The sequence below is a fragment of the Streptomyces sp. NPDC033229 genome (assembly GCF_055576875.1).
Genome location: NZ_JBVIQR010000015.1, coordinates 126,632 through 151,597 on the forward strand (window position 1 = coordinate 126,632; position 24,966 = coordinate 151,597).

The following is a 24,966-nucleotide window of genomic DNA, read 5'->3' on the forward strand; positions in this document are numbered from 1 at the left end:
ACCTGGTCCAGGAGGGGTATGGTGTTCGACCTCAGCCAACCAGCCCGTCCGGCGTTTGAGGACGCGCCCGCAGGGCGCCCGCCGCCGCAGGCGGCAAAGACGGCCCGCAGGCGGAGCCACCCGTACGACACGGGCAGCGGCGTCCTTACCGGTGACTTCGCCCACAACGTCCCCCCACGGAGGAGCGACCACCCGTCCCGCGCTTTACGCTCGACGCACCGCATGGCCCCCCGTAACGAGCCCACGGAGGTTCAGGCCCGCATGAAGCTCACCGTCGTCGGATGCTCGGGGTCGTTCCCGTCCACGGAATCGGCCTGCTCGAGCTACCTCGTCGAGGCCGACGGCTTCCGGCTGCTCCTCGACATGGGCAATGGCGCCCTCGGCGAGCTGCAGCGCCACATCGGCCTCTACGACCTCGACGCCGTGCTGCTGTCCCATCTGCACCCGGACCACTGCATCGACATGTGCGGCTACTTCGTCGCCCGCTACTACCGCCACGACGGCGGCCGCGCCGCGGCCATCCCCGTCTACGGGCCGGAGGGCACGGAGGAGCGGCTCAGTACCGCCTACGGCGACGTCCCGCACGACGCGTCCATGCGCGAGGTCTTCGACTTCCGCACGCTGACCCCGGGCAAGTTCACCCTCGGACCCTTCACGATCCGCACCGACCGCGTCCGCCACCCCGTCGAGGCCTTCGCCTTCCGGGTCGAGAACGGGGACCGCTCCCTCGTCTACTCCGGCGACACCGGCCCCTGCGAGGCCCTGCACGACCTCGCCCTCGACACGGACCTCCTGCTGTGCGAGGCGTCCTTCACGTACGGCAAGGAGGACATCCCGGACCTCCACCTCACCGGCCTCGAAGCCGGTGAACAGGCCGCCCGCGCCCGCGTCGCCCGGCTCGTCCTCACCCACATCCCCCCGTGGACCGACCCCCTCACCAACCTCCGCGACGCCCGTTCGGCCTACGACGGCCCGGCCGAGCTGGCCCGCGCCGGAGCGGTGTACGAGCTGTAGGGCCCGCCGTCGCCGCCTGCGGCGGCGAGCGCCCCGCCCCCAGGGCATGACGAAGCCCCCGACAACCGTGCGCGTTGCGGGGGCTTCGTCGTCCAGGGAAGGACGGGAGGGCTACTTGGCCTCGGCCTTCGCCAGCTCGGCCAGCTCGGCGTCGGACTCACGGCCCGGCGTCGGCAGGTTGAACTTGGTGATCGCGAAGCGGAAGACCACGTAGTAGAGGGCCGCGAAGCACAGACCCACCACGACCAGCAGCCACGGCTTCGTGGCGATGCCCAGGTTCAGCACGAAGTCCACCGCGCCGGCCGAGAAGCCGAAGCCGTCCTTCATGCCGAGTGCCCAGGTCAGAGCCATCGAGACACCGGTCAGCACCGCGTGGATCGCGTACAGCACCGGCGCGACGAACATGAACGTGAACTCGATCGGCTCGGTCACACCCGTGACGAACGCGGTGAGCGCGAGGGAGAACATCATGCCGCCGACGACCTTGCGGCGCTCCGGACGGGCGCAGTGCACGATCGCGAGGCAGGCGGCCGGCAGGGCGAACATCATGATCGGGAAGAAGCCGGTCATGAACTGGCCGGCGTTCGGGTCACCGGCCAGGAAGCGGGCGATGTCACCGTTGACCGTGCCCTTAGCACCGTCGTACGAACCGGCCTGCAGCCACGGGAAGGAGTTGAGCAGGTGGTGCATGCCGACCGGGATCAGCGCACGGTTGGCGACACCGAAGATGCCCGCGCCGACGGCACCGGAGCCGACCAGCCACTCACCGAAGTTGTGCAGACCCGTGCCGAGCACCGGCCAGATGTAACCGAAGGCCACACCGATGAACAGACCCGCGAAGGACGACAGGATCGGCACCAGACGACGGCCACCGAAGAAGCCCGCCCAGTCGGGCAGCTTGGTGCGGTAGAAGCGCTGGTAGATCAGCGCGACGACGAGGCCTATCACCACACCGCCGAGGACCTTGGCGTCGACCGCCTGCTCCACCATGGCGACCTTGTGGTCGACCACCGCCTCCTTCTTGGGGAGGCTGCCGTCGGTGAAGGTGCCCAGCACCTTCTGGAAGACCAGGTAACCGGCCACAGCGGCCAGCGCGGTGGAACCGTCGGACTTCTTGGCGTAACCGATCGCGACACCGACGGCGAACAGCAGCGCCATGTTGTCGAGGATCGCGCCACCACCGGCGGACATGAACTCGGCGATCATGTTCAGGAACGCCGGGAACGACTCCTTGCCGAGCATGTCGCCCTGGCCGAGCCGGACCATCAGGGCGGCGGCGGGCAGCACCGCGACCGGCAGCATGAGGCTGCGCCCGATGCGCTGGGCGACCGCCATCGCGCCGGCGCCGCGCTTCTTCTTCTCCGGTTGCGCCTCTTCGGGCGCCGCCTTGGTGGCCGTACTCATCGGATTCCTCCAGGTGAGGCGGGCACTCGGGAAGAGGGTCGGCCCGCTTATGGTCTACACCACTCAGTGGTTTAGACCTGTTGTAGCACGTGAAGCGGGCATAAAGGAATCCATACTTCCATGGCCTCAGCCACACGCCGAACGGCCCCCGGGTCCAAGGACTCGGGGGCCGTTCGCCTCACGGGGCAAGGGGTGGGCGCAGCGTCACGCTCCCCTCACTTCGCGTACCGCTATTTGACGTTCTCCTCCTCGATTTCCTCCGCTACCTCCTCCGGCTCCCGCCCCGGAGTCGGCAGATCGAACTTCGTGATCGCGAAGCGGAAGATCGCGTAATAGACCACGGCGAAACACAGCCCGATCGGAATGATCAACCACGGCTTCGTCGCCAGGCCCCAGTTGATGACGTAGTCGATCAGCCCCGCCGAGAAACTGAAGCCGTCATGGACGCCCAGCCCCCACGTGATCGCCATCGACGTGCCCGTGAGCAGCGCGTGCACCACGTACAGCAGCGGGGCGATGAAGAGGAACGAGTACTCGATCGGCTCCGTGATGCCCGTGACGAACGACGTCAGGCCGACCGACAGCATCATGCCGCCCACCACCTTCCGGCGATGCGGCTTGGCGCAGTGCGTGATGGCCAGCGCCGCCGCGGGCAGCGCGAACATCATGATCGGGAAGAAGCCGGACGTGAACTGCCCCGCCGTCGGATCACCCGCCAGGAATCGGTTGATGTCACCGTGCACGACCGTGCCGTCCGGCTTGGTGTAGTCGCCGAACTGGAACCACACGAAGACGTTCAGGAACTGATGCAGACCGATCACCAGCAGCGCGCGGTTCGCGACACCGAAGATGCCCGCGCCCGTGGAACTCAGATCGACCAGCCACTTGCTGAAGCTCGTCAGCGCGTCACCGATCGGCGGCCAGATCCACAGGCACAGCGCCGCGAAGGCGATCGCCACGAACGCCATGATGATCGGCACGAGCCGCCGGCCGTTGAAGAAACCGAGCCAGTCGACCAACCGCACGCGGTGGTACCGCTGCCAGAACCAGGCCGCCAGCAGACCCATCACGATGCCGCCGAACACCCCCGGATTCTGATACCCCGCCGCGGCCGGATCCCCGCCCGGAGTGACACACACCCCGTTCAGCAGGCCGATGGGCGTGTGCTTGGAGCCGGCAGGGCAGTCGTCGGGGAACTGGTGCAGCACCGCGTAATAGACGAGGAACCCCGCGACAGCCGCCAGCGCCGTCGAACCGTCCGACTTCTTCGCCATGCCGATCGCCACACCCACCGCGAACAGCAGCGGCAACCCCAACGACGAATCCAGCAGCGCGCCGCCCGCGCCCGCCATCACCTTGGCCACGTCGGTCCAGCCCAGACCGTCCTTGCCGAACACATCGGGCTGACCGAGCCGGTTCAAAATGCCCGCGGCGGGCAGGACGGCGATCGGCAGCTGAAGGCTGCGGCCCATCTTCTGGAGGTTCTGGAAGAGCGTCTGCGTCCACTTCTTCCCCGACGCCCGCCCCTTCGACCCCTCCGGCACCGCCGCCGCGTTCGAGCTCATCTGCGTCCTCCAGGCCGCCGCCCGGGCGACAGCTCCCTCGGTGTGTGCCGCATACTGGTGTAGACCACTCGTGGCGCGATGCGGGGCCTCCCGGAACGCACCGCCGGGTGGTCGCCATCTTTCGTTAGATGGCAGACATATGCCCGCGTAGTTGGGCTGAACGTGGGTTACCGTGTGAAAGCCGGTCGGCGAGACCGCCGAAGGGCCGAGACAACCAGGAGTGCACATGGCTTCCAAGGCTGAGAAGATCGTCGCCGGGCTCGGCGGGCTCGACAACATCGAAGAGGTCGAGGGCTGCATCACCCGACTGCGCACCGAGGTCGTGAACCCCGACCTCGTCGACGAGGCCGCCCTCAAGGCAGCCGGAGCGCACGGCGTCGTGAAGATGGGCACCGCCATCCAGGTCGTCATCGGCACCGACGCCGACCCGATCGCCGGCGAGATCGAAGACATGATGTGAGCCACTGAGCTCCTGGGCTCCCTGAGCTCCCGCCAAGGGCCCCGCACCGGTTCGCACCGAACCGGAACGGGGCCCTTCGCGATGCCGATAGGCTCATCACCATGTCTCGCATCGACGGCCGCACCCCCGAACAGCTCCGCCCCGTGACCATCCAGCGTGGCTGGAGCAAGCACGCCGAAGGCTCCGTCCTCGTCTCCTTCGGCGACACCAAGGTCTTCTGCACCGCCAGCGTCACCGAAGGCGTACCCCGCTGGCGCAAGGGCAGCGGCGAGGGCTGGGTCACCGCCGAGTACTCGATGCTGCCGCGCTCCACCAACACCCGCGGCGACCGCGAATCCGTCCGCGGCAAGATCGGCGGCCGCACCCACGAGATCTCCCGCCTCATCGGCCGCTCGCTGCGCGCCGTCATCGACTACAAGGCGCTCGGCGAGAACACCATCGTCCTCGACTGCGACGTCCTCCAGGCCGACGGCGGCACCCGCACCGCCGCCATCACCGGCGCCTACGTCGCCCTCGCCGACGCCATCACCTGGGCCCAGGGCAAGAAGCTCATCAAGCACGGCCGCCAGCCCCTCACCGGCACCGTCTCCGCCGTCAGCGTCGGCATCGTCGGCGGCGTCCCGCTGCTCGACCTCTGCTACGAGGAGGACGTCCGCGCCGACACCGACATGAACGTCGTCTGCACCGGCGACGGCCGCTTCGTCGAGGTCCAGGGCACCGCCGAGGCCGAGCCCTTCGCCCGCGAGGAGCTCAACGCCCTGCTCGACCTCGCCGTCGCCGGCTGCGGAGCCCTCGACGCGGCGCAGCGCGAGGCGCTGGCCGCGACGCTGTAGCTCCCACGAGGACCGGGACCGGGACCGGGACCGGGATCGCGCGGGGAAGCAACCGTCCGACGCGGGGCGCGCGTTCATAGCAGTACAGAGATACGGGCGTATGGTCTCGAAGACCATGCGCCCGTAGCCCGTCAACGGGGAGGGAACCGCTCCATGTCCGTGCGCCGCACCAGGCCCGTACGCCACCGCCGCACCACCGCCATCGCCGCTCTCGCCGTCGTCGCCCTGGCCGTTCCGCTGGCCGCCGGGTGCGGCGCGGCGGAGAAGGCCATCGACTGCGCGCGGCTGGTCACCGACGTGAGCCAGGACGTCGACGACCTCCAGCGCGCGGTGGGGAGCGCGACCGACGACCCCGGCAAGGCCGACGACGCCCTGGACACGCTGGACGCGGACGTGAAGAAACTCAAGGACAAGACGGACAACCCGGATCTGAGCAAGGTCGTCGACCACTTCCAGAGCGCCGTCACCAACGCCCGGAAGGCCGTCGAGCGCAACGAGACACCCGACCTGGGCCCGGTCAAGGACGCCGCCGGCGAGCTGACGAAGGTCTGCACGTCGAAGTAGGACGCGGGCGGTCCCGGGGTGCGGCGGCCCGGCCCGGATAATCGGCACCATGAAGCGCCTGATCCTCGCCACCCGCAATGCCAACAAGGTCACCGAACTCCGCGCCATCCTCGAGGGCGCCGGCCTCGACGTCGAACTCGTCGGGGCCGACGCCTACCCCGAGATCCCCGACGTCAAGGAAACCGGCGTCACCTTCGCCGAGAACGCCCTCCTCAAGGCCCACGCCCTGGCCCGCGCCACCGGCCACCCGGCCGTCGCCGACGACTCCGGCCTCTGCGTCGACGTCCTGAACGGCGCCCCCGGCATCTTCTCCGCCCGCTGGGCCGGCGCTCATGGCAACGACAAGGCCAACCTCGAACTGCTGCTCTCCCAACTGGGCGACATCGCCGACGAACACCGGGGCGCCCACTTCGCCTGCGCGGCGGCCCTGGCCCTGCCGGACGGCACGGAACGCGTGGTGGAAGGCCGCCTCGAGGGCACCCTCCGCCACGAGCCGTCAGGCGGCTTCGGCTTCGGCTACGACCCGATCCTCCAGCCCCTCGGCGAGACCCGCACCTGCGCGGAGCTCACCCCGGACGAGAAGAACGCAATCAGCCACCGGGGGAAGGCGTTCCGGGAGCTGGTGCCGGTGGTTCGGGAGCTGTTGGGCTGAGGCCCAAAGCCGGAGAAGAGCCCTTCGGCCATTGAAACGATGACCGAAGGGCTCAATTCCCTCAGTGCGCCCGGTCGGATTCGAACCGACAACCACTAGTTCCTAGGACTAGCCTCTCTGCCAGTTGGAGTACAGGCGCCAACATCGGTCACTCACTCTACTGTGTCGCGCTGCTTCGCTGCGAGGGGACAGTTGTGCGGGCGGACCGCTTGGAGAAGGTTATCGTCTGGCTGTGGCACGACGGGCACAAGTACCGCAGATTCCCGGCGCGGTTGTCCAGTCGGTCGCCGTTGATGTGGTCGATCTCCAGCACGAGCCGCTTGCCTTGCCAGATGTCCCCGATGCCGCACTCGCTACAGGTATGGGGCACACCCACTTCGTCGAGCGCCCGCCGGAGGAGGGCAGTACTTGTGCGTGGGGAGCCGGGGGCAAGCTCCCGAAGGATGTCGGCGGCGGACTTGCGCGTGCGTGACGGACGGCCTCGTTGGTGGCCCTGGCCGACGAAGTGGGATGTGGATATGCCGTGTGTGGCGATGCTTCGCTTCGCGAGAAGACGGCCTGATCCACCGTTGGGGCGGCCCAGGGCCCGCATCACATCGGCGAGGCTGTAGGACTCAGCGACGGCCTTTCGCAGCTCACTTTCCGGAATCAGCGGTCGCACACCGTTGCCCCGTCTGCCGGTGAAATGCGTGGTGTCGATGCCGTAGCGGTCCAGCTTCTTTCCGATGTGGCTGTACGCGCTGTCATAGGGTGGGACGCCCAGGTACTCGAGTATCTCCCGGATGCTGTGGCTGTGCGCGGCAGCCTCTTCGAGCAGTTCCTTGGGGTACGACTGTCGCTCTCGTTCGGGCAGCGGCTCTTCGGTGAAGTGAGCCGTGTCTATGCCGTAGTGCTCCAGGCGGTTGCGAAGGTATCTCCGGGGTCCGCTGCTCAAGGGCGCATTGAGCCTGCGCATCATGTCGACGAGACTGGTGGATTCGGCGGCGGTTCGCTGGAGCAGGTCGCGGGTGTACCGGATTGCCCTCGTCATGCTGCCGCCCGGCGCTTGCGGCCGCGGTATGTGTCGGTCGCCGCATGGCAGTTGGGACACAGGAACCGAAGATTCTCCGGCCGGTTGTCCCACCACTCGCCGTTGATGTGGTCGACCTCCAGACGGAGCGGTCTGCCGTTCCACTCCGTACCGTTGCCGCATGCGGCACATGACTCATCCACCCCGGTTCGCAGTAGCGCCCGGCGCAGACGATCGCCGGGTACGCGGCCGTCCGCCGGTGACCCCAGGGTGAGTGGATTCCTCGGCGTCCCGGCCGGACGGCCTCGACGGACCTGTGAGAAGTGCGAGGTGTCCAGGCCCAGTGCGGCGATCCGGCGGCCGATGTGCGCCTGGTTGCCACCCACCGGGCTGATGCCCAGGCGCCGGACCACCTCGGCCACGCTGCGTGAGATGGCGACCAGCTCACGCAGCGTCTCCTCGGTGTGCCGGACCCGGCCCGTCGAGAGGTGCGAGGTGTCTATCCCGGCCTCGGCCATCTTGGCGCGGATATACCTCCGGCTGCCCGGTGCCGACGTGCCGCCGCACCACCGCACCGCCTCGTCGTACGTCGTCGAGGTACGTGCGGCCTCGACGAGCAACTCATAGGTGTACTTGACCGGCATGGTGTCCCTCCCGAACGACCGATGAGTTCGAGGCCACGCAAGCGTTCGCGGCCTCGAACTCACCAACGAGAGGATCACCGGACAGTTACGCCATCAGTGCGACATGTCAGAACTTCGGCTCCGGAGCCGCCGAGTTGACCATTTCCGCCGCTTCCTCCTTCGTCGCCACCGACGGCGGCGAGCCCTCCAGCGGCTGGCGGGCTGTCTCCTTCATGCAGGCCACCGCCACCATGCCCACCAGCGCCGCCGCCATCGTGTAGAACGCGGGCACCATGTCGCTGCCCGTCGCGCTGATCAGGCCCGTGATGACCAGCGGCGTCGTGCCGCCGAAGAGCGACGTGGAGAGGTTGTAGCCGATGGACAGCGAGCCGTAGCGGACGTGGGTGGGGAAGAGGGCGGGGAGGGCGGCGGACATGGTGCCCAGGAGGCAGACCAGGGGGAGGCCGAGCATCAGCATGCCGCCCGCCACCGCGGCCGCGCTGCCCTGCTTCAGGAGCCAGAACGCCGGGACCGACAGGACGAAGAAGCCGCCCATGCCCGCCATCAGCAGGGGCTTTCGGCCTATCCGGTCGTTGAGGCGGCCCACGAAGGTGATGACGGTCATGAGCAGTGCCATCGTGCCGATCAGGATCAGCAGGCCGTGGGTGTCGTCGTAGTCCAGCTGGTCCGTCAGGTACGTCGGCATGTACGACAGCAGCATGTAGTCGGTGATGCCGTACGCCCCGGCCAGGACGACGCACAGGGCCAGCCGCGACCAGTGGGTGACGAAGATCTGCCGCAGCTCGGTGGTCTCGCTGGTGACGTGCTCGCCGGAGCCGTTCTCCTCCTCCAGTTTCTGGAAGGCCGGGGTGTCCTCCAGCTTCAGCCGCAGGTAGAGGCCGACGAGACCGAGCGGGCCGGCGGCGAGGAAGGGGATGCGCCAGCCCCAGTCGCCCATGGTGTCGCCGCCGAGTGTGGCGGTCATGACCGTGACGAGGCCGGCCGCGCCGACGTAGCCCGCCAGGGTGCCGAATTCCAGGAAGCTGCCGAAGAAGCCGCGCCGCTTGTCGGGCGCGTACTCGGCGATGAACGTGGCGGCGCCGCCGTACTCGCCGCCGGTCGAGAAGCCCTGGAGCATCCGGAAGCAGATCAGCAGGACCGGGGCCCAGAATCCGATCGTCGCGTACGAGGGGATGAGGCCGATGGCGAAGGTGCCGATCGCCATCAGGACCATGGTCAGCGCGAGGACGCGCTTACGGCCGATGCGGTCGCCGAGGGGGCCGAAGAAGAGGCTGCCCAGGGGGCGCACGAGGAAGGCGACGGCGAAGGTCGCGAGCGAGGACAGCAGCCGGACCGTGTCGTTCCCGGACGGGAAGAAGACATCGCCGATGGTGACGGCGAGGTAGCTGTAGATGCCGAAGTCGAACCACTCCATGGCGTTGCCGAGGGCCGCCGCCTTCACGGCGCGTCTGACGGTCTTCTCGTCCGTGACGGTGATGTCCGTGCGGCGCAGGCGGGGGTTCTTGCGGCGGGCGGCGGCCCGGAAGAGGTTTCTGTGGCGCCTGACCGCCTGCGGGTCGCGGTCGCGGTCGGTTTCGGCGTCGGCCTCGGTGCTGTTGCCGGTGGGCACGGCTCGGCTTCCTCTCGGTCGGGTCGTCGGCGTCGGTTCCGTCCGTCGGCCGCGCTGCCGCGCAGTGCTGTTCGTACGGGACACACACGAACAGCACTTCTGCGCGATTGCCGACGGCTCAAACCGTTCACTTGCTCGATCGCGAGATAGGTCACCCCGCCGAAGCCCCTCGTGGGAGAACCCGATGGTGGCCAAAGGGAACGCGGGGCGTGATTTCACCGTCACTCACCACGGGGGACGATTCATCCCCCGTGAACGAGGAAGAGAGCCCGATGACCGACCGCGCCGCGCCTCGCTGGGCGACTTTGCGCACCGTTGTCGCGACCCTGGCGGTGGTGGCCGTTCTGGTCTGCGGCGGGCTGTGGTTCAGCGAGGCAACGGAGCGGACGAGCACCGTGGCCAAGGCGCCGAAGACGGCGGCGGCACAGAAGGCGTGGGCGTCCGGGGAGGACTCGGCCGAGGTCACCGCGGCGGAACCGCGGAAGCTGCCCGGGGTGCGGGAGTGCGGGTTCCGTACGGCGACCGTGCGGCCGGAGAGCATCATCCTCAACTGCTCGAACGCGGTCATGGTGGCGAGCGGCATCAAGTGGCTCAGCTATGACGCGGCGGGCGCCGACGGACGGGGGGTGGTACAGGTGTCCGGTGGTGCGAACGGCGCGGCGTCGGCGTCGTATCCGGCGAAGTTCCGGCTCTACGGTGCGAAGAACGTGGACGGGGTGCGGGCCTTCACGGGGCTCGAGGTCGAGTACACGGGTGCCACGCGGGTCGGGGACCAGACGGAAATCTTCACGATCACGTGATGGGTATCCGTGGCCGGATCGCCCTCGCGATCTCCTTCGTCACCGCGCTGGCGGTCGTGTTCCTCGGTGTGGCCGTGCACCACATCTCCGGGTTGGAGCGCGGCCGGCAGGCGATGGCGTTCCAGGACGAGCTGCTGAGTTCGGCGCTTCAGGTGTATCAGCGGGACGGGACGCTCGCGCTGGGCGCGCAGCTCGATGATTCGGCGTTGCCGTTCGCGTTGTCGCAGGCGGTGGCGCGGGGTGAGTCGGGGACGTACATCAGCACCGGTGGTGACCCGCGGGTGTGGGCGGCGACCGGGGTCGGTGACGACAAGGTGTTGTCGGTGTCGGCTTCGTACCCGGATCGGGATCCGTTGCAGACGGCGCTGGACAGGGCCCTGGTGGTGGCCGGTGTGGCGACGGTCGTGCTGATGGCGGTGGTGGCGTGGTTCGTGGCGCAGAGCCTGTCGCGGCGGTTGCGGCGCAGTGCGGCGGCGGCGCGGCGGATCGCCGCGGGTGCGGCGCCGGACGCGGAGGCGCTGGCGACGGCCGGTCGTGACGAGGTGGCGGAGTTGGGTCGCTCGGTGCATCACATGGCGGCGTCGTTGGCGGCGCGGGTGGAGGCTGAGCGGGAGTTCACGGCGGATGTGGCGCATGAGCTGCGGACGCCGGTGGCGGGGCTGGTGGCGTCGGCGGAGTTGTTGCCGCATCCGCGGGCGGTGGAGATGGTGCGCGAGCGGGCGCAGACGATGCGGGTGCTGGTGGAGGATCTGCTGGAGGTGTCCCGGCTGGACGCGGGGCGGGAGCGGGCGCAGTTGGACGCGGTGGAGCTGCCGTCGTTGGTGCACGGGATCGTGAAGCGGGCGCGTGGGCAGCGCGGTGTCGAGGACGTGGCGGTCGAGGTGGTCGGCGAGGGCCGGATCGTGGCGACGGACGCCCGTCGGGTGGAGCGGATCCTGGTGAACGTGCTGGGGAACGCGGCGAAGCACGGGAAGCCGCCGATCGAGATCCGGGTGGAGGGCACGCGGATCGTGGTCCGGGACCATGGGGACGGTTATCCGCCGGAGCTGGTGGATCAGGGGCCGCGGCGGTTCCGTACGGCGGCGCCGGAGCGGGGCACCGGGCATGGTCTGGGGCTGACGATCGCGGTGGGTCAGGCGGTGGTGCTGGGGGCTTCGCTGGAGTTCGGTACGGCGGAGGGCGGCGGGGCGCAGGTCGTCCTCGATCTGCCGGAGGCGGATCCGCCTCCGGCGGAGGGGTGAGGGCCTTCCCGGTCTGCCGGACGGGCTGGAAAGTCAGCCCGTCCGGCGTTTGAGGACCGGGGTTCGGGGCGGAGCCCCGGTTCGGTGGTCTACAGCCCCAGGTCCTTGATGATCTTGGCGACGTGGCCGGTGGCCTTCACGTTGTAGAGGGCGCGCTCGACCTTGCCCTCCTCGTCCACGATGACGGTGGAGCGGATGACGCCCGTGACGGTCTTCCCGTAGAGCTTCTTCTCGCCGAAGGCGCCGTAGGCCTCCAGGACCTTCTTCTCCGGGTCGCCGACGAGGGTGACCTTCAGGGATTCCACGTCGCGGAACTTGGCGAGCTTCTCCGGCTTGTCGGGGGAGACGCCGATGACGTCGTAGCCGTGGCCGGCCAGGAATTCCAGGTTGTCGGTGAAGTCGCAGGCCTGCTTGGTGCAGCCGGGGGTCAGTGCGGCGGGGTAGAAGTAGACGATGACCTTGCGGCCCTTGTGGTCGGCGAGGGAGACCTGCTTGCCGTCCGCGTCGGGCAGGGTGAAGGCGGGGGCGGTGTCGCCGGGCTGCAGTCGCTCGCTCATGGCTCTCCTCAAGGGTTTTCGTACGCTGTGTCCAGGTCGTGTCGACTCCCGAGACTAGCCAGCTCCCCGATCGGGGGTGCCGCGGGGCACGGGGCCGCCCGAGCTGACAGACTGTCCATCATCAGTCTTAATCACTCTTATCGAGACGACGGAGGCCGCGCGGTGCCGGAAGCCAGGACCCCTGCGCAGATCGAGGCGGACATCGCCCGCAGGCGGAGCGAGCTCGCCGTGACGCTCGACGAGATCGGGGTGCGGATGCACCCCAAGACGATCATCGGGGACGCCAAGGCCAAGGTGGCCTCGAAGGTGGACCAGACCGCCGGGCGGGCCTACGTGGCGGCGAACCGGATCGTCTCGGACGTACGGGAGCGGTTCGTGACGGAGGAGGGCGCGCCGCGGCTGGAGCGGATCGTGCCGGTGGCGATGGTCGTCGTGGGCGTGGTGGGTCTGCTCACGGTCTCCTCGCGGCGTCGCAAGGCGTGAGGGATCAGTAGTCGGTCGGTGATCGGCCGTATCCGGTACGGGCCGATCGGCGACCTATGGCCTCGGCATCCCGCGCGGCCAGGTACGGTCATGGCGTGAGCGCGAACACCACCCACGACAAGCTGCCCATCCGGATGCTCCACGACCGGGTGCTGGTCCGGACCGATATTCCCGAGGGCGAGCGCCGGTCCACCGGCGGCATCGTCATTCCGGCGACGGCGGCGGTGGGTCGTCGGCTGGCGTGGGCCGAGGTGGTGGCGGTCGGGCAGAGCGTCCGTACGGTGGAGCCGGGGGACCGGGTGCTGTACGACCCGGAGGACCGCGCCGAGGTGGAGGTGCGCGGGGTCGCGTACGTCCTGATGCGCGAGCGGGATCTGCACGCGGTGGCGGCGGAGCGCCTGGAGGGGTCCGAGGACTCCACGGGGCTGTACCTGTAATCCGCGAATCCGTCCGGTTTGGTACGGTCGAAAGCACCCGACGAGACGCGCCGTACCGGGTCATGACAAGACGACGCACCCCTGTTGAAGCACGTTTCACGGAGGTGCCGTCATGGCATGGATCCTGCTCGCCGTCGCCGGTCTGCTCGAGGTCGGCTGGTCGATCGGTATGAAGTTCACCGAGGGTTTCACCCGGCTGTGGCCGAGTGTGTTCACCGTCGCGGGCATCGCGGCCAGCATGCTGTTGCTCGCGCAGGCCGCGAAGACGCTTCCCATCGGTACGGCCTACGGCGTCTGGGTCGGTATCGGGGCGGCCGGCGCGGCGGTGCTGGGCATGGTGGTGCTGGGTGAACCGGCGACCGCCGCGCGGATCTTCTTCATTGTGTTGTTGCTGGTGGCGGTGGTGGGGTTGAAGGCGACCTCGGGCCACTGAGTCGGCTGGGCGACTTCCGGCCACTGGCCCCTTCACGTGCCGCCCTACTAGCCGTGCCGCCCTACAAGTCGCCCAGCAGTGAGTCCCGGTCGTCTCCGCCGCCGCGCCCGTCCTGCCGTCCGTTGGGGCCGTTCGGGCCGAAGGGGATGTCCGGCAGGGACGGGAAGTCCGTCGGCGGGCCGGGCGGCACGATCGGGGACGGGAAGTCGGTCGGCGGGCCCGGGGGCGTCGGTCGGGTGGTGGTCGGCGGGGCGGACGAGGCCGGCGGGGCGCTGGACGTGGCCGGCGGTGGTGAGGACTCGGGGGTTTCCATGAGCGGGGCGCCGCCGCTCATCGTCTCCAGGTCGAATTCCTTGACGGGGGTGCCCTCCAGCGCGTCGGCGGTGTAGGCGGCCCAGATCTGGGCGGGGTAGCCACCGCCGTTGATGCGGGACAGGCCCGTCGCCCCGTAGAGGGGTTTCTGTTCGGCGCTGTCGGGGTCCTGGCCCATGACGGCGACGACGGTGGCGAGGTCGGGGGTGTAGCCGGCGAACCAGGCGGCCTTGTCCTCCTCCGCCGTGCCGGTCTTGCCGGCGGCGGGTCGTCCGGCCATCTGGGCCGCGGCGCCGGTGCCGTTGTCGACCACGCTCTGGAGAACGGAGGTGGTGGTGTCGGCGGCTTCGCGGGGGACGGCCCGTTTGGTGTCGTTGCTGGGGAGCCTGACGTTCTCGCCGCCCTTGGCGAGCTTCTGGACCAGCGAGTAGGGGCCGTGCCGGCCGTGGTTGGCGAGGGTCGCGTAGGCCTGGGTCATGTCCAGGACGCTCGCGGTGGCGACGCCGAGGGCGATGGAGGGGGTGCCGGTCAGATCGGGGGTGCCGGCGGGGATGCCGAGGGCGACGGCCGTGTCCTTGACCTTTGCGGGGCCGACGTCCTGGGCCATCTGTGCGTAGACGGCGTTGACGGACAGGTCGGTGGCCTTGGTGACGGTGACGCGGCCGTAGGACTTGCCGTCCTCGTTCTCCGGGCTGTAGCCGACGGGTCCGCCGGGGCCCTGGACCTGGCGGCCGTCGGTGCCGTCGTAGAGCGTGTTCGGGGTGATGGGGCGGCCGCTCTGGGTGGTGGAGTCGTTCTGCACGGCGGAGGTGAAGACGAACGGCTTGAAGGTGGAGCCGACTTGGTAGTCGCGGCGGGTGGCGTTGTTGACGTACTGCTTGGTGTAGTCGACGCCGCCGTAGAGGGCGACGACCTTGCCGGATCTGGGGTCGATGGAGGCGCCGCCGGCGCGTACGTAGCTGTCGACCTTGCGGTCGGGGCTCAGTTCGTCCATCAGTTGCCGCTGTACGGCCTTGACGAAGGCGTCCTGCTTCTTGCGGTTGATGGTGGTGGTGATGCGGTAGCCGCCGGCGGCGAGGGTCTGCTCGTCGATGATCTTGTTGCCGGTGAGGTAGTCCTTGACGGCTTCGACGAGATAGCCGCGCTGGCCCGACATGCCGTTGCGCGCCCGGGACTTGCCCGGCGGCGGGAACTTCATCGTGGCGCGCTCGGCCGGGGTGAGCCACTTCTTCTTGACCATGCCGTCGAGGACGTAGTTCCAGCGGCTCAGGGCGTGCTGCTTGTTCTCGGGGTGGGCGCCGACGTCGAAGGAGCTGGGGGCGTTGAGGAGGGTGGCGAGGTAGGCGCCCTCGGCGGTGTCGAGCTTGTCGGAGTCCTTGCCGTAGTAGGCCTGGGAGGCGGCCTGGATGCCGTACGCGTTCCGGCCGAAGTAGCTGGTGTTCAGATAGCCCTCAAGGATGTCGTCCTTCGTTACTTCGCGGTCGAGTTTGATCGCGATGAAGAATTCCTTCACCTTGCGGGTGATGGTCTGTTCCTGGCCGAGGTAATAGTTCTTGACGTACTGCTGGGTGATGGTGGAGCCGGACTGCTTGCCCTTGCCGGTGACGGTGTTCCAGGCGGCGCGGATCATCGCCTCGGGGTTGACGGCCGATTCGGAGTAGAAGTCGCGGTCCTCGGCCGCGAGCACGGCGTGCTGGACGTTCTTCGACACCTTGGTCAGTGCGACGCTCTCCCGGTTGACCTCGCCGTCGCGGGCGAGCTGGGTGCCGTCGGCATAGAGGAAGACATTGCTCTCGGCGACGGCGGCCTTGTTGGCCGGTGGGATGTCGACCAGCAGATATCCCGCGATCACACCGCCCGCGACCAGCAGGATGATCAGCAGAACGCCACCGAACAGCATGCGCCAGGTGGGCACGGCCCGGCGCCATCCGGTGCGCTTGGGGCGGCGGGGCTTGCCGCCGCCCGGACGGCCGGGCTGTCCCGGCCGGGCGCCCTGGCCCCAGGCCGCCCGGTTCGCCGACGCGTCACCGTCGCCCGGGGGCCGCTGGTGTGGCTGCTCGTCGCTCATGTCTGTAGGGACTCCTCGGCCGTCGTCGGGGGTTCAGCCACGGCGAACGGTGTTGTCGGGCCGTTCCGATGTAGTCGTCTGCCCCGGAAAACACTCTCGCACCATGCGGTCCGCGCCGAAGCGGCGTGGCGCACCTGCGGCAGCTGTAAAGAGCCGTTTGGGTCAGGCCGTTCACTCCGAGGAGTGAAAAACGCGTGGTCCGGGCCGGAGCCGTGCGGCTAGGCTCCTGCGCTTTGGGGTCAACGGACTAACGAGGTTCAACGACAAGAGGTGACACGGGGATGCGCCTGTACGCCGCGGTGGCGGTCAGCGGTTTCCGCCGGCACGCCACCTATCGGGTCGCCACCGCGGCGGGGGTGTTCACCAATACGGTCTTCGGCTTCATCATCGCCTATACGTTCATCGCCCTGTGGGACGAACGCCCGCACCTCGGGGGCTACGACCAGGCGCAGGCCCTGACGTTCGTCTGGGTCACCCAGGCGCTGCTCGCCCCCGTGGAGCTGATGGGCGGCGGTTTCCAGGACGAGCTGCAGGAGCGCATCCGGTCCGGGGACATCGCCGTCGATCTCTACCGTCCCGTCGACCTCCAGTTGTGGTGGCTCGCCGCCGATCTGGGCCGGGCGGCCTTCCATCTGCTCGGTCGCGGGATCGTGCCGCTGGCCGTCGGTGCGCTCGCCTTCGATCTGGTCCTGCCCGCCGATCCCGCCCGCTGGGTGGCCTTCCTCTTCTCGGTGTTCCTCGGCGTCGTCGTCAGCTTCGCGCTGCGCTATCTGGTGGCGCTGTGCGCGTTCTGGCTGCTCGACGGCGCCGGGGTCAACATGATCAGCGTGCTGCTCGGCATCTTCTGCACCGGGATGCTGCTGCCGCTGAACGTCTTTCCGGGCGTCTTCGGCGAGACCGTGCGGCTGCTGCCCTGGGCGGCGATGCTCCAGGTGCCGGCCGACGTCGTACTCGGGCAGCACACCGGCCCCGGTCTGGCCGGGGTGCTGGCGTTCCAGGCGGGCTGGGCGGTGGCGCTGCTGGCCGCGGGCCGGGCGCTGCAGTCGCTGGCCACGTCCAAGGTGGTGGTGCAAGGTGGTTGAGGCTTCGGCGCGGGGTGCCGAGGCCGGGGCGGCCGAGGGGCCCCTCCCGCGGCTGCTGCACGGCATACGGGCGTACGGGCTGATCGTCGCGATGTGGGTGCGCTCGACGATGGCCTACCGCACGTCCTTCGTGCTGACGGCGGTCGGGAACTTCCTCACCACCGGGCTCGACTTCGTCGCCATCCTGCTGATGTTCTCGCACATCGACGCCCTCGGCGGCTTCTCCCTCCCGGAGATCGCGCTGCTGTACGGGGCCACCAGCACGTCGTTCGGTCTCGTCGACCTCTTCCTCGGCAACGCCGAACGCGTCGGCCGACGGGTGCGGGACGGCACGCTCGACACGCTGCTGGTCCGTCCGGTGCCGGTGCTGGCGCAGATCGCCGCCGACCGTTTCGCGCTGCGCCGGCTCGGGCGGGTCGTCCAGGGTCTGGTGGTGCTGGTCTGGGGGCTCGCCCGGGCGGACATCGCGTGGACAGCGGTCGACGTGGTGCTCGTACCGGTGATGCTGATCAGCGGGGCGGGCATCTTCGCGGCGATCTTCGTCGGGGGTGCCGCCTTCCAGTTCTGGGCCTGTGACGCCTCGCAGGCCCAGAACTCCTTCACCTATGGCGGCACGACCCTCCTGCAGTACCCGCCGACGGTGTTCTCGCGGGAACTGGTGCGCGGGGTGACCTTCGTCGTCCCGCTCGCCTTCGTCAACTGGCTGCCCGCGCTGCGGATCCTGGACCGCGAGGACCCGCTGGGGCTGCCGGGCTGGGTGGACTTCTGCGGCCCGCCGGTCGCGCTGGTGATGATCGCGCTCTCGGGGCTGGCCTGGCGGGCGGGCCTCAGGAGCTATCGGAGTACGGGGAGTTGAGCAGTGGCGACGGGTGCCGGTGACCGCGATGACACATTCATCGAGCTGGACGGTGTGGAGAAGGTCTTCGACGTCCGCCGCAAGGCGGGCTTCCTGCGCCGGGAGCGGCATCAGGTGCGGGCGGTGGACGGCATCGGTTTCACCGTGCCGCGCGGGGAGATGGTCGGCTACATCGGGCCCAACGGCGCCGGGAAGTCCACCACGATCAAGATGCTGACGGGCATCCTCGTGCCCAGCGGCGGCCGGCTGCGCGTGGCGGGCATCGACCCCTCCCGCGAGCGCACCAAGCTCGCCCGCCGCATCGGGGTGGTCTTCGGGCAGCGCACCACGCTCTGGTGGGACCTGCCGCTGCGCGACTCCTACGGGCTGGTGCGCCGCATGTACCGCATTCCCGAGGCCCGTTACCGCGCGAACCTGGAGCGCTGTGTCGAACTCCTGGATCTGGGCGAGCTGTTGGCGGTGCCCGTGCGGCAGCTCTCCCTCGGGCAGCGGATGCGCGGTGACATCGCCGCCGCCCTGCTGCACGACCCCGAGGTGCTCTATCTCGACGAGCCGACCATCGGTCTGGACGTGGTGAGCAAGGCGAAGGTGCGGGAGTTCCTGCGGGAGGTGAACGCGGAGCGGGGTACGACCGTGCTGCTCACGACGCATGATCTGACCGATATCGAGCAGCTCTGCAAGCGGGTCATGGTGATCGACCACGGGCGGCTGGTCTACGACGGCGGGCTGGACGGGCTGCACGCGGTCGGGGAGAGCGAGCGGACGCTCGTGGTGGACCTGGAGCGGGCGCTGCCGCCGATCGAGGGGGTGCCCGGGGCGCGTACGGTCAAGGTCGAAGGGCCGCGCCAGTGGTTGGCGTTCGCGGCGGGTCAGAGCGCGGCGCCGATCGTGGCGGCGGTGGCCGAGCGGTATCCGCTGGTGGACCTGTCGGTGCGGGAGCCGGACATCGAGGCCGTCATCGCGAAAATGTACGCGCAGCGATCGGGGATCTAGCAGACGCTCGTTAGGCTGTTCGCCATGATGAGCGAGCTTCCTGACATGAGGGCCTCCGACGCCGAGCGCGAGCGGGTCGCGGAGGTCCTGCGCGAGGCCGTCGCCGAGGGGCGGTTGGACATGGAGGAGTTCGAGCAGCGTCTGGACGCCGTGTACAAGGCCCGTACGCACGGTGAGCTGGTGCCGCTGGTACGGGATCTCCCCACCCCCGCGCAGGTGTCGGCCGCGCCCGCCCCGGTGGTGTCCGGGGGCGGCTGGGGGGAGCGGGTCGGCGGGCCGGGCACGTCCAAGGGGGCCATCGGCATCATGGGCGGCTTCGCGCGGCGGGGCGGCTGGACCGTGCCGCGCGCGTTCACGGCCCTGTCCATCTGGGGTGGCGGCCAGATCGATCTGCGCGAGGCGCGCTTCGAGGGCCGCGAGGTGGTCATCCGCTGCTTCGCCGTCATGGGCGGGATGCAGGTCATCGTGCCGCCCGAGCTCGATGTCGAGGTCTCGGGCTTCGGCATCATGGGCGGTTTCGGCGACCGGGCCACGGGCCCGGGCACCCCCGGCTCCCCCCGGGTGAGGATCACCGGCTTGGCGATCTGGGGCGGTGTGGGTGTGGAGCGCAAGCCGATGCGTGCCGAGCGCGATCGGCTGCGCGAGGGGCGACGTGCGGAGCGGACGGACCGTTCGGACGGGCCGGCCGGTCTGGACGGGGACAGGCTGCGGAAGCGGCTGGAGTGACGGGGCTTTGACGCGCGTACGGCCGGGTGGGGAGACTCCCACCCGGCCGTACGTGTACGTCCCCGTGCTTACAGCGCGGCCGAGGCCTGGCCCTTGAGGGTTTCGAGGTCCACGGCGTCGGCCATCGCCCGGTAGCCGGCGTCGCTCGGGTGGAGGTGGTCGCCGGAGTCGTACAGCGGCAGCAGCCGCTCCGGGTCCGCCGGGTCGCGCAGGGCCGCGTCGAGGTCCACGACGTCGTCGAAGACGTGGCCGGACCGGATCTGCTCGTTGACGGCCTGGCGCACGGACTCCTGGACCGGCTTGCCGCCCCGGTGGCCGCCGAAGGGCATCAGCGTCGCGCCGACGACGCGCAGCCCGCGCGCGTGCGCCCGCTCGACCAGCTTCCGCAGTCCCGTGGTGATGCGGGAGGGGTCGGTCTGCTGCGGGAGGCGGAGGATGTCGTTGACGCCCAGCTCCATGACCACGGCCCGTACGCCCGTGCGGGTGAGCACGTCGCGGTCGAAGCGGTCGAGGGCACTGGGGTTGTTCGCGGGCACGGTGGCCGAGCTGCCGAGCAGGACGCGGTTGCCGCTGATGCCCTGGTTGAGGACGCCGTAGGCGGGCGCGCCCGGCTCGGTGCGCAGCCGGGCCGCGAGGAAGTCCGTCCAGCGCCGGTTGGCGTTCGGGGTGGAGGTGACGCCGTCGGTGATCGAGTCGCCGATCACGGCGACGGCGCCCTTCGCGTCCTTGGTCCAGACGTCCACGGCGGTGACGTAGCGCCAGTACTTCGTCTTCGTCCGGTAGAGCGCGCCGTCGAGGTCGTCGACCTGGTCGCCGGGGGCGAGGTAGGAGGTCTGGCGGGCGTGCGGGTGGTGGGTGACCGGGCCCGAGGGGGTCGGTGAGTACGTGGTGACGAGCAGATCGGTCGCCTGGGGGACGACGAGCCGGACGGGGTCGCTGATGACGGAGTGCCCGGCGGGGATCGTCACCGTGGGCCGCGCGCCGAAGGTCAGCCGGCGCATGCTGCCGGGCGCCGCGTCGGCGGTGCCGGGCCCGGCGGCGAGGGCGAGGGAGACGTGGGTGAGGGCCAGCGGCCGGGTGCCGTAGAGGTTGGAGAGCTGGATGCGCGCGCCGGTGCCGCCGATGGTGGTGTGTACGACGTTGCGGATCGACTGTCCGGCGTAACCGTTCGGGGTGTTGGGCTCGGCGGCGGACGGTGAGGTGGACCAGGAGCCGATCCACGCTCCCGAGGCGGCCGACGTGGCGGGGCGGCCGGGCTCGGGCACGCTTGTCGCGGAGCGTCCCTCGGGGCCGCCGACCCCGAGGAATATCGCGGTCGAGACGACGACCACGAGGGCCGCCAGCGCGGCGAGCACGGCATAGGCCGTGCCGCGGGGCAGGGGAGGCCTGTTCATGGGCGGATTTCTCCTGGAGGGAATGCGGAGCGGACGGCTCCGAGGGGTCGGAACCACGGGACGGGACTAGCACTGATCAGCAACAGCGCCCTCGCGGTCCGATCGCCTCACCATGATCCCACGGTGAAGCGCGGGTGTGCTGAGCGGCAAAAGGTCACGGGAAGGCCTCGGGAACGATCGGAGAACGGTCGGGAGAGCGATCGCGGATGTGGCCACCGATACGGCCACGGCGCGGTCACGACTGTCGGCAGACGCGGTCACGAGACATGCCCCACGCCGAGGCGTGTCACATGCGACTTGTCAGACGCCGGGAACTCCACGTCCGTTCCCCGAGTACCCCGGGTAGGGACAATGCACATGACGACAGCCGGAACGGGTGGTGCGGATGATTCAGTCCAATTCGGAGGAGTCGGCTGCCGCCGAAAGGGTGATGCCCGCTCGGCCCGGCGGATTCACCTACAGCGCGGCGGACGAGGAGAAACGGCGCGGGGTGCGCCGGATGAAGGCCACGGCGACCGGCCTGCTCGCCGTCGTCGCCCTGGTCTACGCCCTCGCGAAGTGGGCGCAGTCCGCGGGCGCGGGAGGCTGGGCGGCCTATGTGGCCGCCGCCGCCGAGGCGGGCATGGTCGGCGCGCTCGCCGACTGGTTCGCCGTCACCGCGCTCTTCCGGCGCCCGATGGGCCTGCCCATCCCGCACACCGCCATCATCCCGACGAAGAAGGACCAGTTGGGCGTCTCCCTCGGCGAATTCGTCGGCGAGAACTTCCTCTCCGGCGACATCGTGCGCGGCCGGCTGCGCGCGGTCGGCATCGGCTCCCGCCTCGGCACCTGGCTCGCCGATCCGGACCACGCCGACCGGGTCACCGCCGAGCTGGCCACCGCGCTGCGCGGCGCGCTGACCGTGCTGCGCGACTCCGACGTCCAGGCGGTCGTCGGCGAGGCCATCAACCGGCGGGCCGACGCGCAGGAGATCGCCCCGGGCCTCGGCGCGATGCTGGAGAAGATCGTCACGGACGGCGGTCACCACCGGGTCGTGGACCTGCTGTGCGTCCGCGCGCACGACTGGCTCGTGGAGCACAGCGACTCGGTGATGGACGCCGTCACGGGCGGCGCGCCCGGCTGGACGCCGCGCTTCGTGGACCGCAAGGTCGGCGAGCGGGTCTACAAGGAGCTGCTGCGCTTCGTGACCGAGACCCGCGACATGCCGGACCACCCGGCGCGCGGCGCCATCGACCGCTTCCTCGCGGACTTCGCCACGGAGCTCCAGTCCGACACGGACACCCGCGAGCGGGTCGAGCGGCTGAAGTCCGAGGTGCTGGGCCGCGCCGAGGTACAGGACCTGATCGCCTCGGCGTGGGGTTCGGTGCGGGCGATGATGGTCGCGGCGGCGGACGAGCGCAGCGAGCTGCGGATGCGGGTCCGCGCGTCGATCCTCTCCCTGGGCACGCGCATGACGAGCGACGACCGGCTCCGCGCGAAGATCGACGGCTGGCTGGAGGACGCGGCGGTCTATGTGGTGACGACGTACCGGGACGAGATCACGCTGCTGATCACGGACACGGTGGCGAGCTGGGACCCCGAACAGACCACCCGCAAGATCGAGGCCCACATCGGCAGGGACCTCCAGTTCATCAGGATCAACGGCACGGTGGTGGGCGCGCTGGCGGGCCTGGGCATCTTCTCGGTGTCGCGCCTGCTGGGGGCGTGACGCGTACGCCCGCCGGGCGGGTTGACCTTTCGGCGTCGCGGCCGCGCGGGCCGGCTGGTGCCGCCGGTGCCGCCGGTGCCGCCTGCGGCGGCGAGCGCCGCGCGGGCGCGTCCTCAAACGCCGGACGGGCTGGTAGGGGCTGAGCCCAGCTGACAGCAGCCCGTCCGGCGCCGTAGCCGTCGTCGACCAGACCTTGCGCAGGGCGTGATGGCCGGCGGCCACCTGGTCAAGGGGTCCGGGCGCCGCACCCGGATGGCGGCGTTCGGCCGGGGTATCGGTGGGAACCCATGGGGAGCCCCCCGACGGAAGGAAGCGGCCCCATGGCGAAGAACGCCCACGTGCGGCACAGCGGTGACGGAACGGCATTCTGGATGCTCAACGGCCTCTACGAGATCAAGGCGTCGAGCGACGAGACCAACGGCGCGGCGACCGTCGTGGAGATGACCCTCCCGGAGGGCATGGGCCCGCCGCCCCACACCCACCCCGGGACCGAGAGTGTCTACGTCATCGAGGGGACGGTGCGCTATCACATCGCCGACGAGACGTTCGAGGGCGGACCCGGGTCCTTCTTCCATATCCCCGCCGGCACCTGGGAACGGTTCGAGCCCACGAGCACGGTGCGGCTCCTGGTCACCTACGCGCCGGGCGGCATCGAGGCCTTCTTCGCCGAGGCGGGCGAACCGGCCCAGCGACGCGAGCTCCCGCCCATGTCGGACACGTCGCCGGACGTCGAGGGCCTCATCGAGACCGCCAAGCGGCACGGGCTGGAGATGCGTCCGATGCCGTGACGCGTGGGCGCTGTGCCGATGATTGGGCCGGTGGTCGACCTGCCCCGGCCCTTGGGCCACCTCCCCGGCATCCGCGCCCCCCGCAACGAGTCATCCGCCGGTGGGGAAGACATCGGGTCTCGCTCACGTTCCGTGTACGAAGTGATCATGGAACCTATGTGAAGGGACGACGATGTCCGTGAAGTTCAGCGAGGAGACACGGAAGCTGCTGGACGGGAAGAACTTCGCCACTGTAGCCACAATCAACCGGGACGGCGGGCCACAGACCTCAGTGGTCTGGATAGCGAGAGACGGGGAAACGGTGGTGTTCTCCACCACGGCGGGGCGTCTGAAGGCCCGGAACCTCGCCCGGGAGCCACGGATCAGCCTCACGGTGTTCGACACCGCGAACCCGTACCACTCCGTGGACATCCGGGGCACCGCCGAGCTCATCGAGGACCCGGAGAAGGAGCTCCCCCGCAGGCTCTCGCAGAAGTACCTGGGCGAGGATCCGCCGACCGAGCCGGACGAGGTGGTCCGGCTGGTCGTCCGGGTGACGCCGCACAAGGTCACCGGGTTCTCCGCCTGAGACCGACAAGGGGCCCGGCCTTCGGCGGACTTGCGGGGCGGGGCGGGGCGGAAGCGAAAAGGAGGCGAGGGGGCCCGGAACTTCCGGGCCCCCTCGCCTCCTTTTCGCTTCCGCTCGGGGCCAGTCACCCGCTGCGGACGTGCTGCCGCCGTCGGTTGCGCGGTCAGAGAGCGAGCAGTCGGACGAGCAACGCCAGCAGCGTGCCCGCTGTGAACACCGACCCCAATACCGTGAACAGCAGGTCGACAGTCGTTACGTCCCACCCCTGGATCGCGAACCGGCGGGGATCCTCCGGATCGTATCGGACCATGACAAATGCCCCCACGCCGAAGGGACCTCCGATGGCTCCGCGCCCAAACCTGGATGAGTACTCGCACGCGCGGCCGTCCCGGGTCGTCCAGGCTGCGACCGGGTAGTGAAACGTGGCACCTTCGTCGTTTCGGCTGACTTCGTGACGAACGATCCGGCCCTTTACGGCGACACCTCTACGACGGAGAGTGCTGGCACGGCGGAGTCCGTACACGCCGAAGCCAAGGAAGCCCACGCCGATCGTCAGCGGGATGAGCGAGAAGAGCCATTCACGTTCCATGCGTTGTGCGACGCGTGCGCGGGGGTGTCGGTTGCGAATGGGGCAGTGTGGTGGCGGTTTGGGCTCTGATCGTGCACGGGGCTGTCCGGTGGTTTCGTCCCAGCCGAAGCGGGTGGGCGTGCCGCCCGCGCTGTCACCGGAGCTGCGTTGGGAGCGGGGGGTACGGCGGGAGATGTG

The 24,966-nt window shown here is 69.7% G+C and carries 26 protein-coding genes, 1 tRNA gene and 1 riboswitch; of the genes, 17 read left to right on the plus strand and 10 right to left on the minus strand.

From position 1 onward, the window contains the following. The first annotated feature begins 261 nt into the window (after positions 1-261). Positions 262-1,014: an MBL fold metallo-hydrolase gene (locus tag ACZ53N_RS16005; RefSeq protein ID WP_469141451.1), complete on the plus strand. Its 753-nt coding sequence runs from the start codon at positions 262-264 to the stop codon at positions 1,012-1,014. Between the two features lie 111 nt (positions 1,015-1,125). Here ACZ53N_RS16005 and ACZ53N_RS16010 read toward each other — a convergent pair whose 3' ends face one another. Further along, on the minus strand, positions 1,126-2,418 hold the full coding sequence (locus ACZ53N_RS16010) for a PTS transporter subunit EIIC (RefSeq protein ID WP_469141452.1): 1,293 nt from the start codon (positions 2,416-2,418) through the stop codon (positions 1,126-1,128). A gap of 230 nt (positions 2,419-2,648) precedes the next feature. Further along, positions 2,649-3,983, minus strand: a complete 1,335-nt coding sequence (locus ACZ53N_RS16015; RefSeq protein WP_469141496.1) for a PTS transporter subunit EIIC — start codon at positions 3,981-3,983, stop codon at positions 2,649-2,651. 226 nt (positions 3,984-4,209) lie between these two features. On the opposite strand from ACZ53N_RS16015, the gene ACZ53N_RS16020 reads away from it, so the two are divergent. The 4 genes from ACZ53N_RS16020 to rdgB all read left to right on the plus strand — a co-directional run bounded on the left by ACZ53N_RS16020 (position 4,210) and on the right by rdgB (position 6,492). Further along, positions 4,210-4,443, plus strand: a complete 234-nt coding sequence (locus ACZ53N_RS16020; protein WP_130878031.1) for a PTS sugar transporter subunit IIB — start codon at positions 4,210-4,212, stop codon at positions 4,441-4,443. 101 nt (positions 4,444-4,544) lie between these two features. Beyond that, a complete protein-coding gene (gene rph, locus ACZ53N_RS16025) occupies positions 4,545-5,276 on the plus strand; it encodes a ribonuclease PH (RefSeq protein ID WP_469141453.1) in 732 nt (243 codons plus the stop codon). Positions 5,277-5,429: 153 nt separating this feature from the next. Next, positions 5,430-5,840: a hypothetical protein gene (locus tag ACZ53N_RS16030; RefSeq protein ID WP_469141454.1), complete on the plus strand. Its 411-nt coding sequence runs from the start codon at positions 5,430-5,432 to the stop codon at positions 5,838-5,840. A gap of 49 nt (positions 5,841-5,889) precedes the next feature. Further along, the gene (rdgB, locus tag ACZ53N_RS16035; protein WP_469141455.1) at positions 5,890-6,492 is read left to right on the plus strand and encodes an RdgB/HAM1 family non-canonical purine NTP pyrophosphatase; all 603 of its coding nucleotides are present in this window, start codon (positions 5,890-5,892) and stop codon (positions 6,490-6,492) included. Positions 6,493-6,557: 65 nt separating this feature from the next. Here rdgB and ACZ53N_RS16040 read toward each other — a convergent pair. The 4 genes from ACZ53N_RS16040 to ACZ53N_RS16055 form a co-directional block, all read right to left on the minus strand. Continuing rightward, positions 6,558-6,631 (minus strand) — tRNA-Leu (locus ACZ53N_RS16040). An 18-nt stretch (positions 6,632-6,649) separates the two neighbouring features. Next, positions 6,650-7,522 (minus strand): HNH endonuclease signature motif containing protein, encoded by an 873-nt coding sequence (locus ACZ53N_RS16045; protein ID WP_469141456.1) that lies wholly within the window; start codon positions 7,520-7,522, stop codon positions 6,650-6,652. After that, positions 7,519-8,145, minus strand: coding sequence for an HNH endonuclease signature motif containing protein (locus ACZ53N_RS16050; protein ID WP_469141457.1), 627 nt, complete (start codon positions 8,143-8,145; stop codon positions 7,519-7,521). The genes ACZ53N_RS16045 and ACZ53N_RS16050 overlap by 4 nt, the downstream gene beginning before the upstream one ends. Before the next feature lie 106 nt (positions 8,146-8,251). After that, positions 8,252-9,754, minus strand: coding sequence for an MFS transporter (locus ACZ53N_RS16055; protein WP_469141458.1), 1,503 nt, complete (start codon positions 9,752-9,754; stop codon positions 8,252-8,254). A gap of 251 nt (positions 9,755-10,005) precedes the next feature. Here ACZ53N_RS16055 and ACZ53N_RS16060 point away from each other — a divergent pair, with 251 nt between their 5' ends. Together ACZ53N_RS16060 and ACZ53N_RS16065 are read left to right on the plus strand one after the other, a co-directional pair. Further along, positions 10,006-10,554 (plus strand): hypothetical protein, encoded by a 549-nt coding sequence (locus ACZ53N_RS16060; RefSeq protein WP_469141459.1) that lies wholly within the window; start codon positions 10,006-10,008, stop codon positions 10,552-10,554. Beyond that, positions 10,554-11,795 carry a sensor histidine kinase gene (locus ACZ53N_RS16065; protein ID WP_469141460.1) on the plus strand — a complete coding sequence of 414 codons (1,242 nt, stop codon included), beginning with the start codon at positions 10,554-10,556 and terminating at the stop codon, positions 11,793-11,795. The genes ACZ53N_RS16060 and ACZ53N_RS16065 overlap by 1 nt, the downstream gene beginning before the upstream one ends. An 89-nt stretch (positions 11,796-11,884) precedes the next feature. On the opposite strand, the gene bcp is transcribed toward ACZ53N_RS16065, so the two are convergent. Beyond that, positions 11,885-12,352 carry a thioredoxin-dependent thiol peroxidase gene (bcp, locus tag ACZ53N_RS16070; RefSeq protein ID WP_366687575.1) on the minus strand — a complete coding sequence of 156 codons (468 nt, stop codon included), beginning with the start codon at positions 12,350-12,352 and terminating at the stop codon, positions 11,885-11,887. 162 nt (positions 12,353-12,514) lie between these two features. Here bcp and ACZ53N_RS16075 point away from each other — a divergent pair, with 162 nt between their 5' ends. From ACZ53N_RS16075 to ACZ53N_RS16085, 3 genes are all read left to right on the plus strand, one after another. Beyond that, positions 12,515-12,835 carry a DUF3618 domain-containing protein gene (locus tag ACZ53N_RS16075; protein WP_130878021.1) on the plus strand — a complete coding sequence of 107 codons (321 nt, stop codon included), beginning with the start codon at positions 12,515-12,517 and terminating at the stop codon, positions 12,833-12,835. A gap of 56 nt (positions 12,836-12,891) precedes the next feature. Further along, positions 12,892-13,272, plus strand: coding sequence for a GroES family chaperonin (locus ACZ53N_RS16080; protein ID WP_130878020.1), 381 nt, complete (start codon positions 12,892-12,894; stop codon positions 13,270-13,272). Positions 13,273-13,284: 12 nt separating this feature from the next. Beyond that, a riboswitch (guanidine-III (ykkC-III) riboswitch) is annotated at positions 13,285-13,352 on the plus strand. Between the two features lie 32 nt (positions 13,353-13,384). After that, the gene (locus ACZ53N_RS16085) at positions 13,385-13,705 is read left to right on the plus strand and encodes a DMT family transporter (protein WP_130878019.1); all 321 of its coding nucleotides are present in this window, start codon (positions 13,385-13,387) and stop codon (positions 13,703-13,705) included. A gap of 61 nt (positions 13,706-13,766) precedes the next feature. Here the strand turns inward: ACZ53N_RS16085 and ACZ53N_RS16090 are convergent, their stop codons facing one another. Continuing rightward, positions 13,767-16,085 (minus strand): transglycosylase domain-containing protein, encoded by a 2,319-nt coding sequence (locus ACZ53N_RS16090; protein ID WP_469141461.1) that lies wholly within the window; start codon positions 16,083-16,085, stop codon positions 13,767-13,769. Between the two features lie 281 nt (positions 16,086-16,366). On the opposite strand from ACZ53N_RS16090, the gene ACZ53N_RS16095 reads away from it, so the two are divergent. The 4 genes from ACZ53N_RS16095 (at position 16,367) to ACZ53N_RS16110 (ending at position 19,742) form a co-directional block, all read left to right on the plus strand. Next, positions 16,367-17,167, plus strand: a complete 801-nt coding sequence (locus tag ACZ53N_RS16095) for an ABC transporter permease (protein ID WP_469141462.1) — start codon at positions 16,367-16,369, stop codon at positions 17,165-17,167. 91 nt (positions 17,168-17,258) lie between these two features. After that, positions 17,259-18,023 carry an ABC transporter permease gene (locus ACZ53N_RS16100; RefSeq protein ID WP_469141497.1) on the plus strand — a complete coding sequence of 255 codons (765 nt, stop codon included), beginning with the start codon at positions 17,259-17,261 and terminating at the stop codon, positions 18,021-18,023. 3 nt (positions 18,024-18,026) lie between these two features. Further along, entirely contained in the window at positions 18,027-19,016 is a 990-nt protein-coding gene (locus ACZ53N_RS16105) for an ABC transporter ATP-binding protein (RefSeq protein WP_469141463.1), read from the plus strand. A gap of 24 nt (positions 19,017-19,040) precedes the next feature. After that, a complete protein-coding gene (locus ACZ53N_RS16110; RefSeq protein WP_469141464.1) occupies positions 19,041-19,742 on the plus strand; it encodes a DUF1707 SHOCT-like domain-containing protein in 702 nt (233 codons plus the stop codon). A gap of 68 nt (positions 19,743-19,810) precedes the next feature. Here the strand turns inward: ACZ53N_RS16110 and ACZ53N_RS16115 are convergent, their stop codons facing one another. Continuing rightward, entirely contained in the window at positions 19,811-21,136 is a 1,326-nt protein-coding gene (locus ACZ53N_RS16115) for an SGNH/GDSL hydrolase family protein (protein WP_469141465.1), read from the minus strand. A gap of 385 nt (positions 21,137-21,521) precedes the next feature. Here ACZ53N_RS16115 and ACZ53N_RS16120 point away from each other — a divergent pair, with 385 nt between their 5' ends. From ACZ53N_RS16120 to ACZ53N_RS16130, 3 genes are all read left to right on the plus strand, one after another. Next, positions 21,522-22,844 carry a DUF445 domain-containing protein gene (locus ACZ53N_RS16120; RefSeq protein WP_469141466.1) on the plus strand — a complete coding sequence of 441 codons (1,323 nt, stop codon included), beginning with the start codon at positions 21,522-21,524 and terminating at the stop codon, positions 22,842-22,844. Positions 22,845-23,164: 320 nt separating this feature from the next. Next, positions 23,165-23,632, plus strand: a complete 468-nt coding sequence (locus ACZ53N_RS16125; protein WP_469141467.1) for a cupin domain-containing protein — start codon at positions 23,165-23,167, stop codon at positions 23,630-23,632. A 172-nt stretch (positions 23,633-23,804) separates the two neighbouring features. Continuing rightward, positions 23,805-24,200, plus strand: coding sequence for a PPOX class F420-dependent oxidoreductase (locus tag ACZ53N_RS16130; protein WP_469141468.1), 396 nt, complete (start codon positions 23,805-23,807; stop codon positions 24,198-24,200). A 163-nt stretch (positions 24,201-24,363) separates the two neighbouring features. On the opposite strand, the gene ACZ53N_RS16135 is transcribed toward ACZ53N_RS16130, so the two are convergent. Next, entirely contained in the window at positions 24,364-24,789 is a 426-nt protein-coding gene (locus ACZ53N_RS16135) for a DUF3592 domain-containing protein (RefSeq protein WP_469141469.1), read from the minus strand. Positions 24,790-24,966 lie beyond the last annotated feature (177 nt).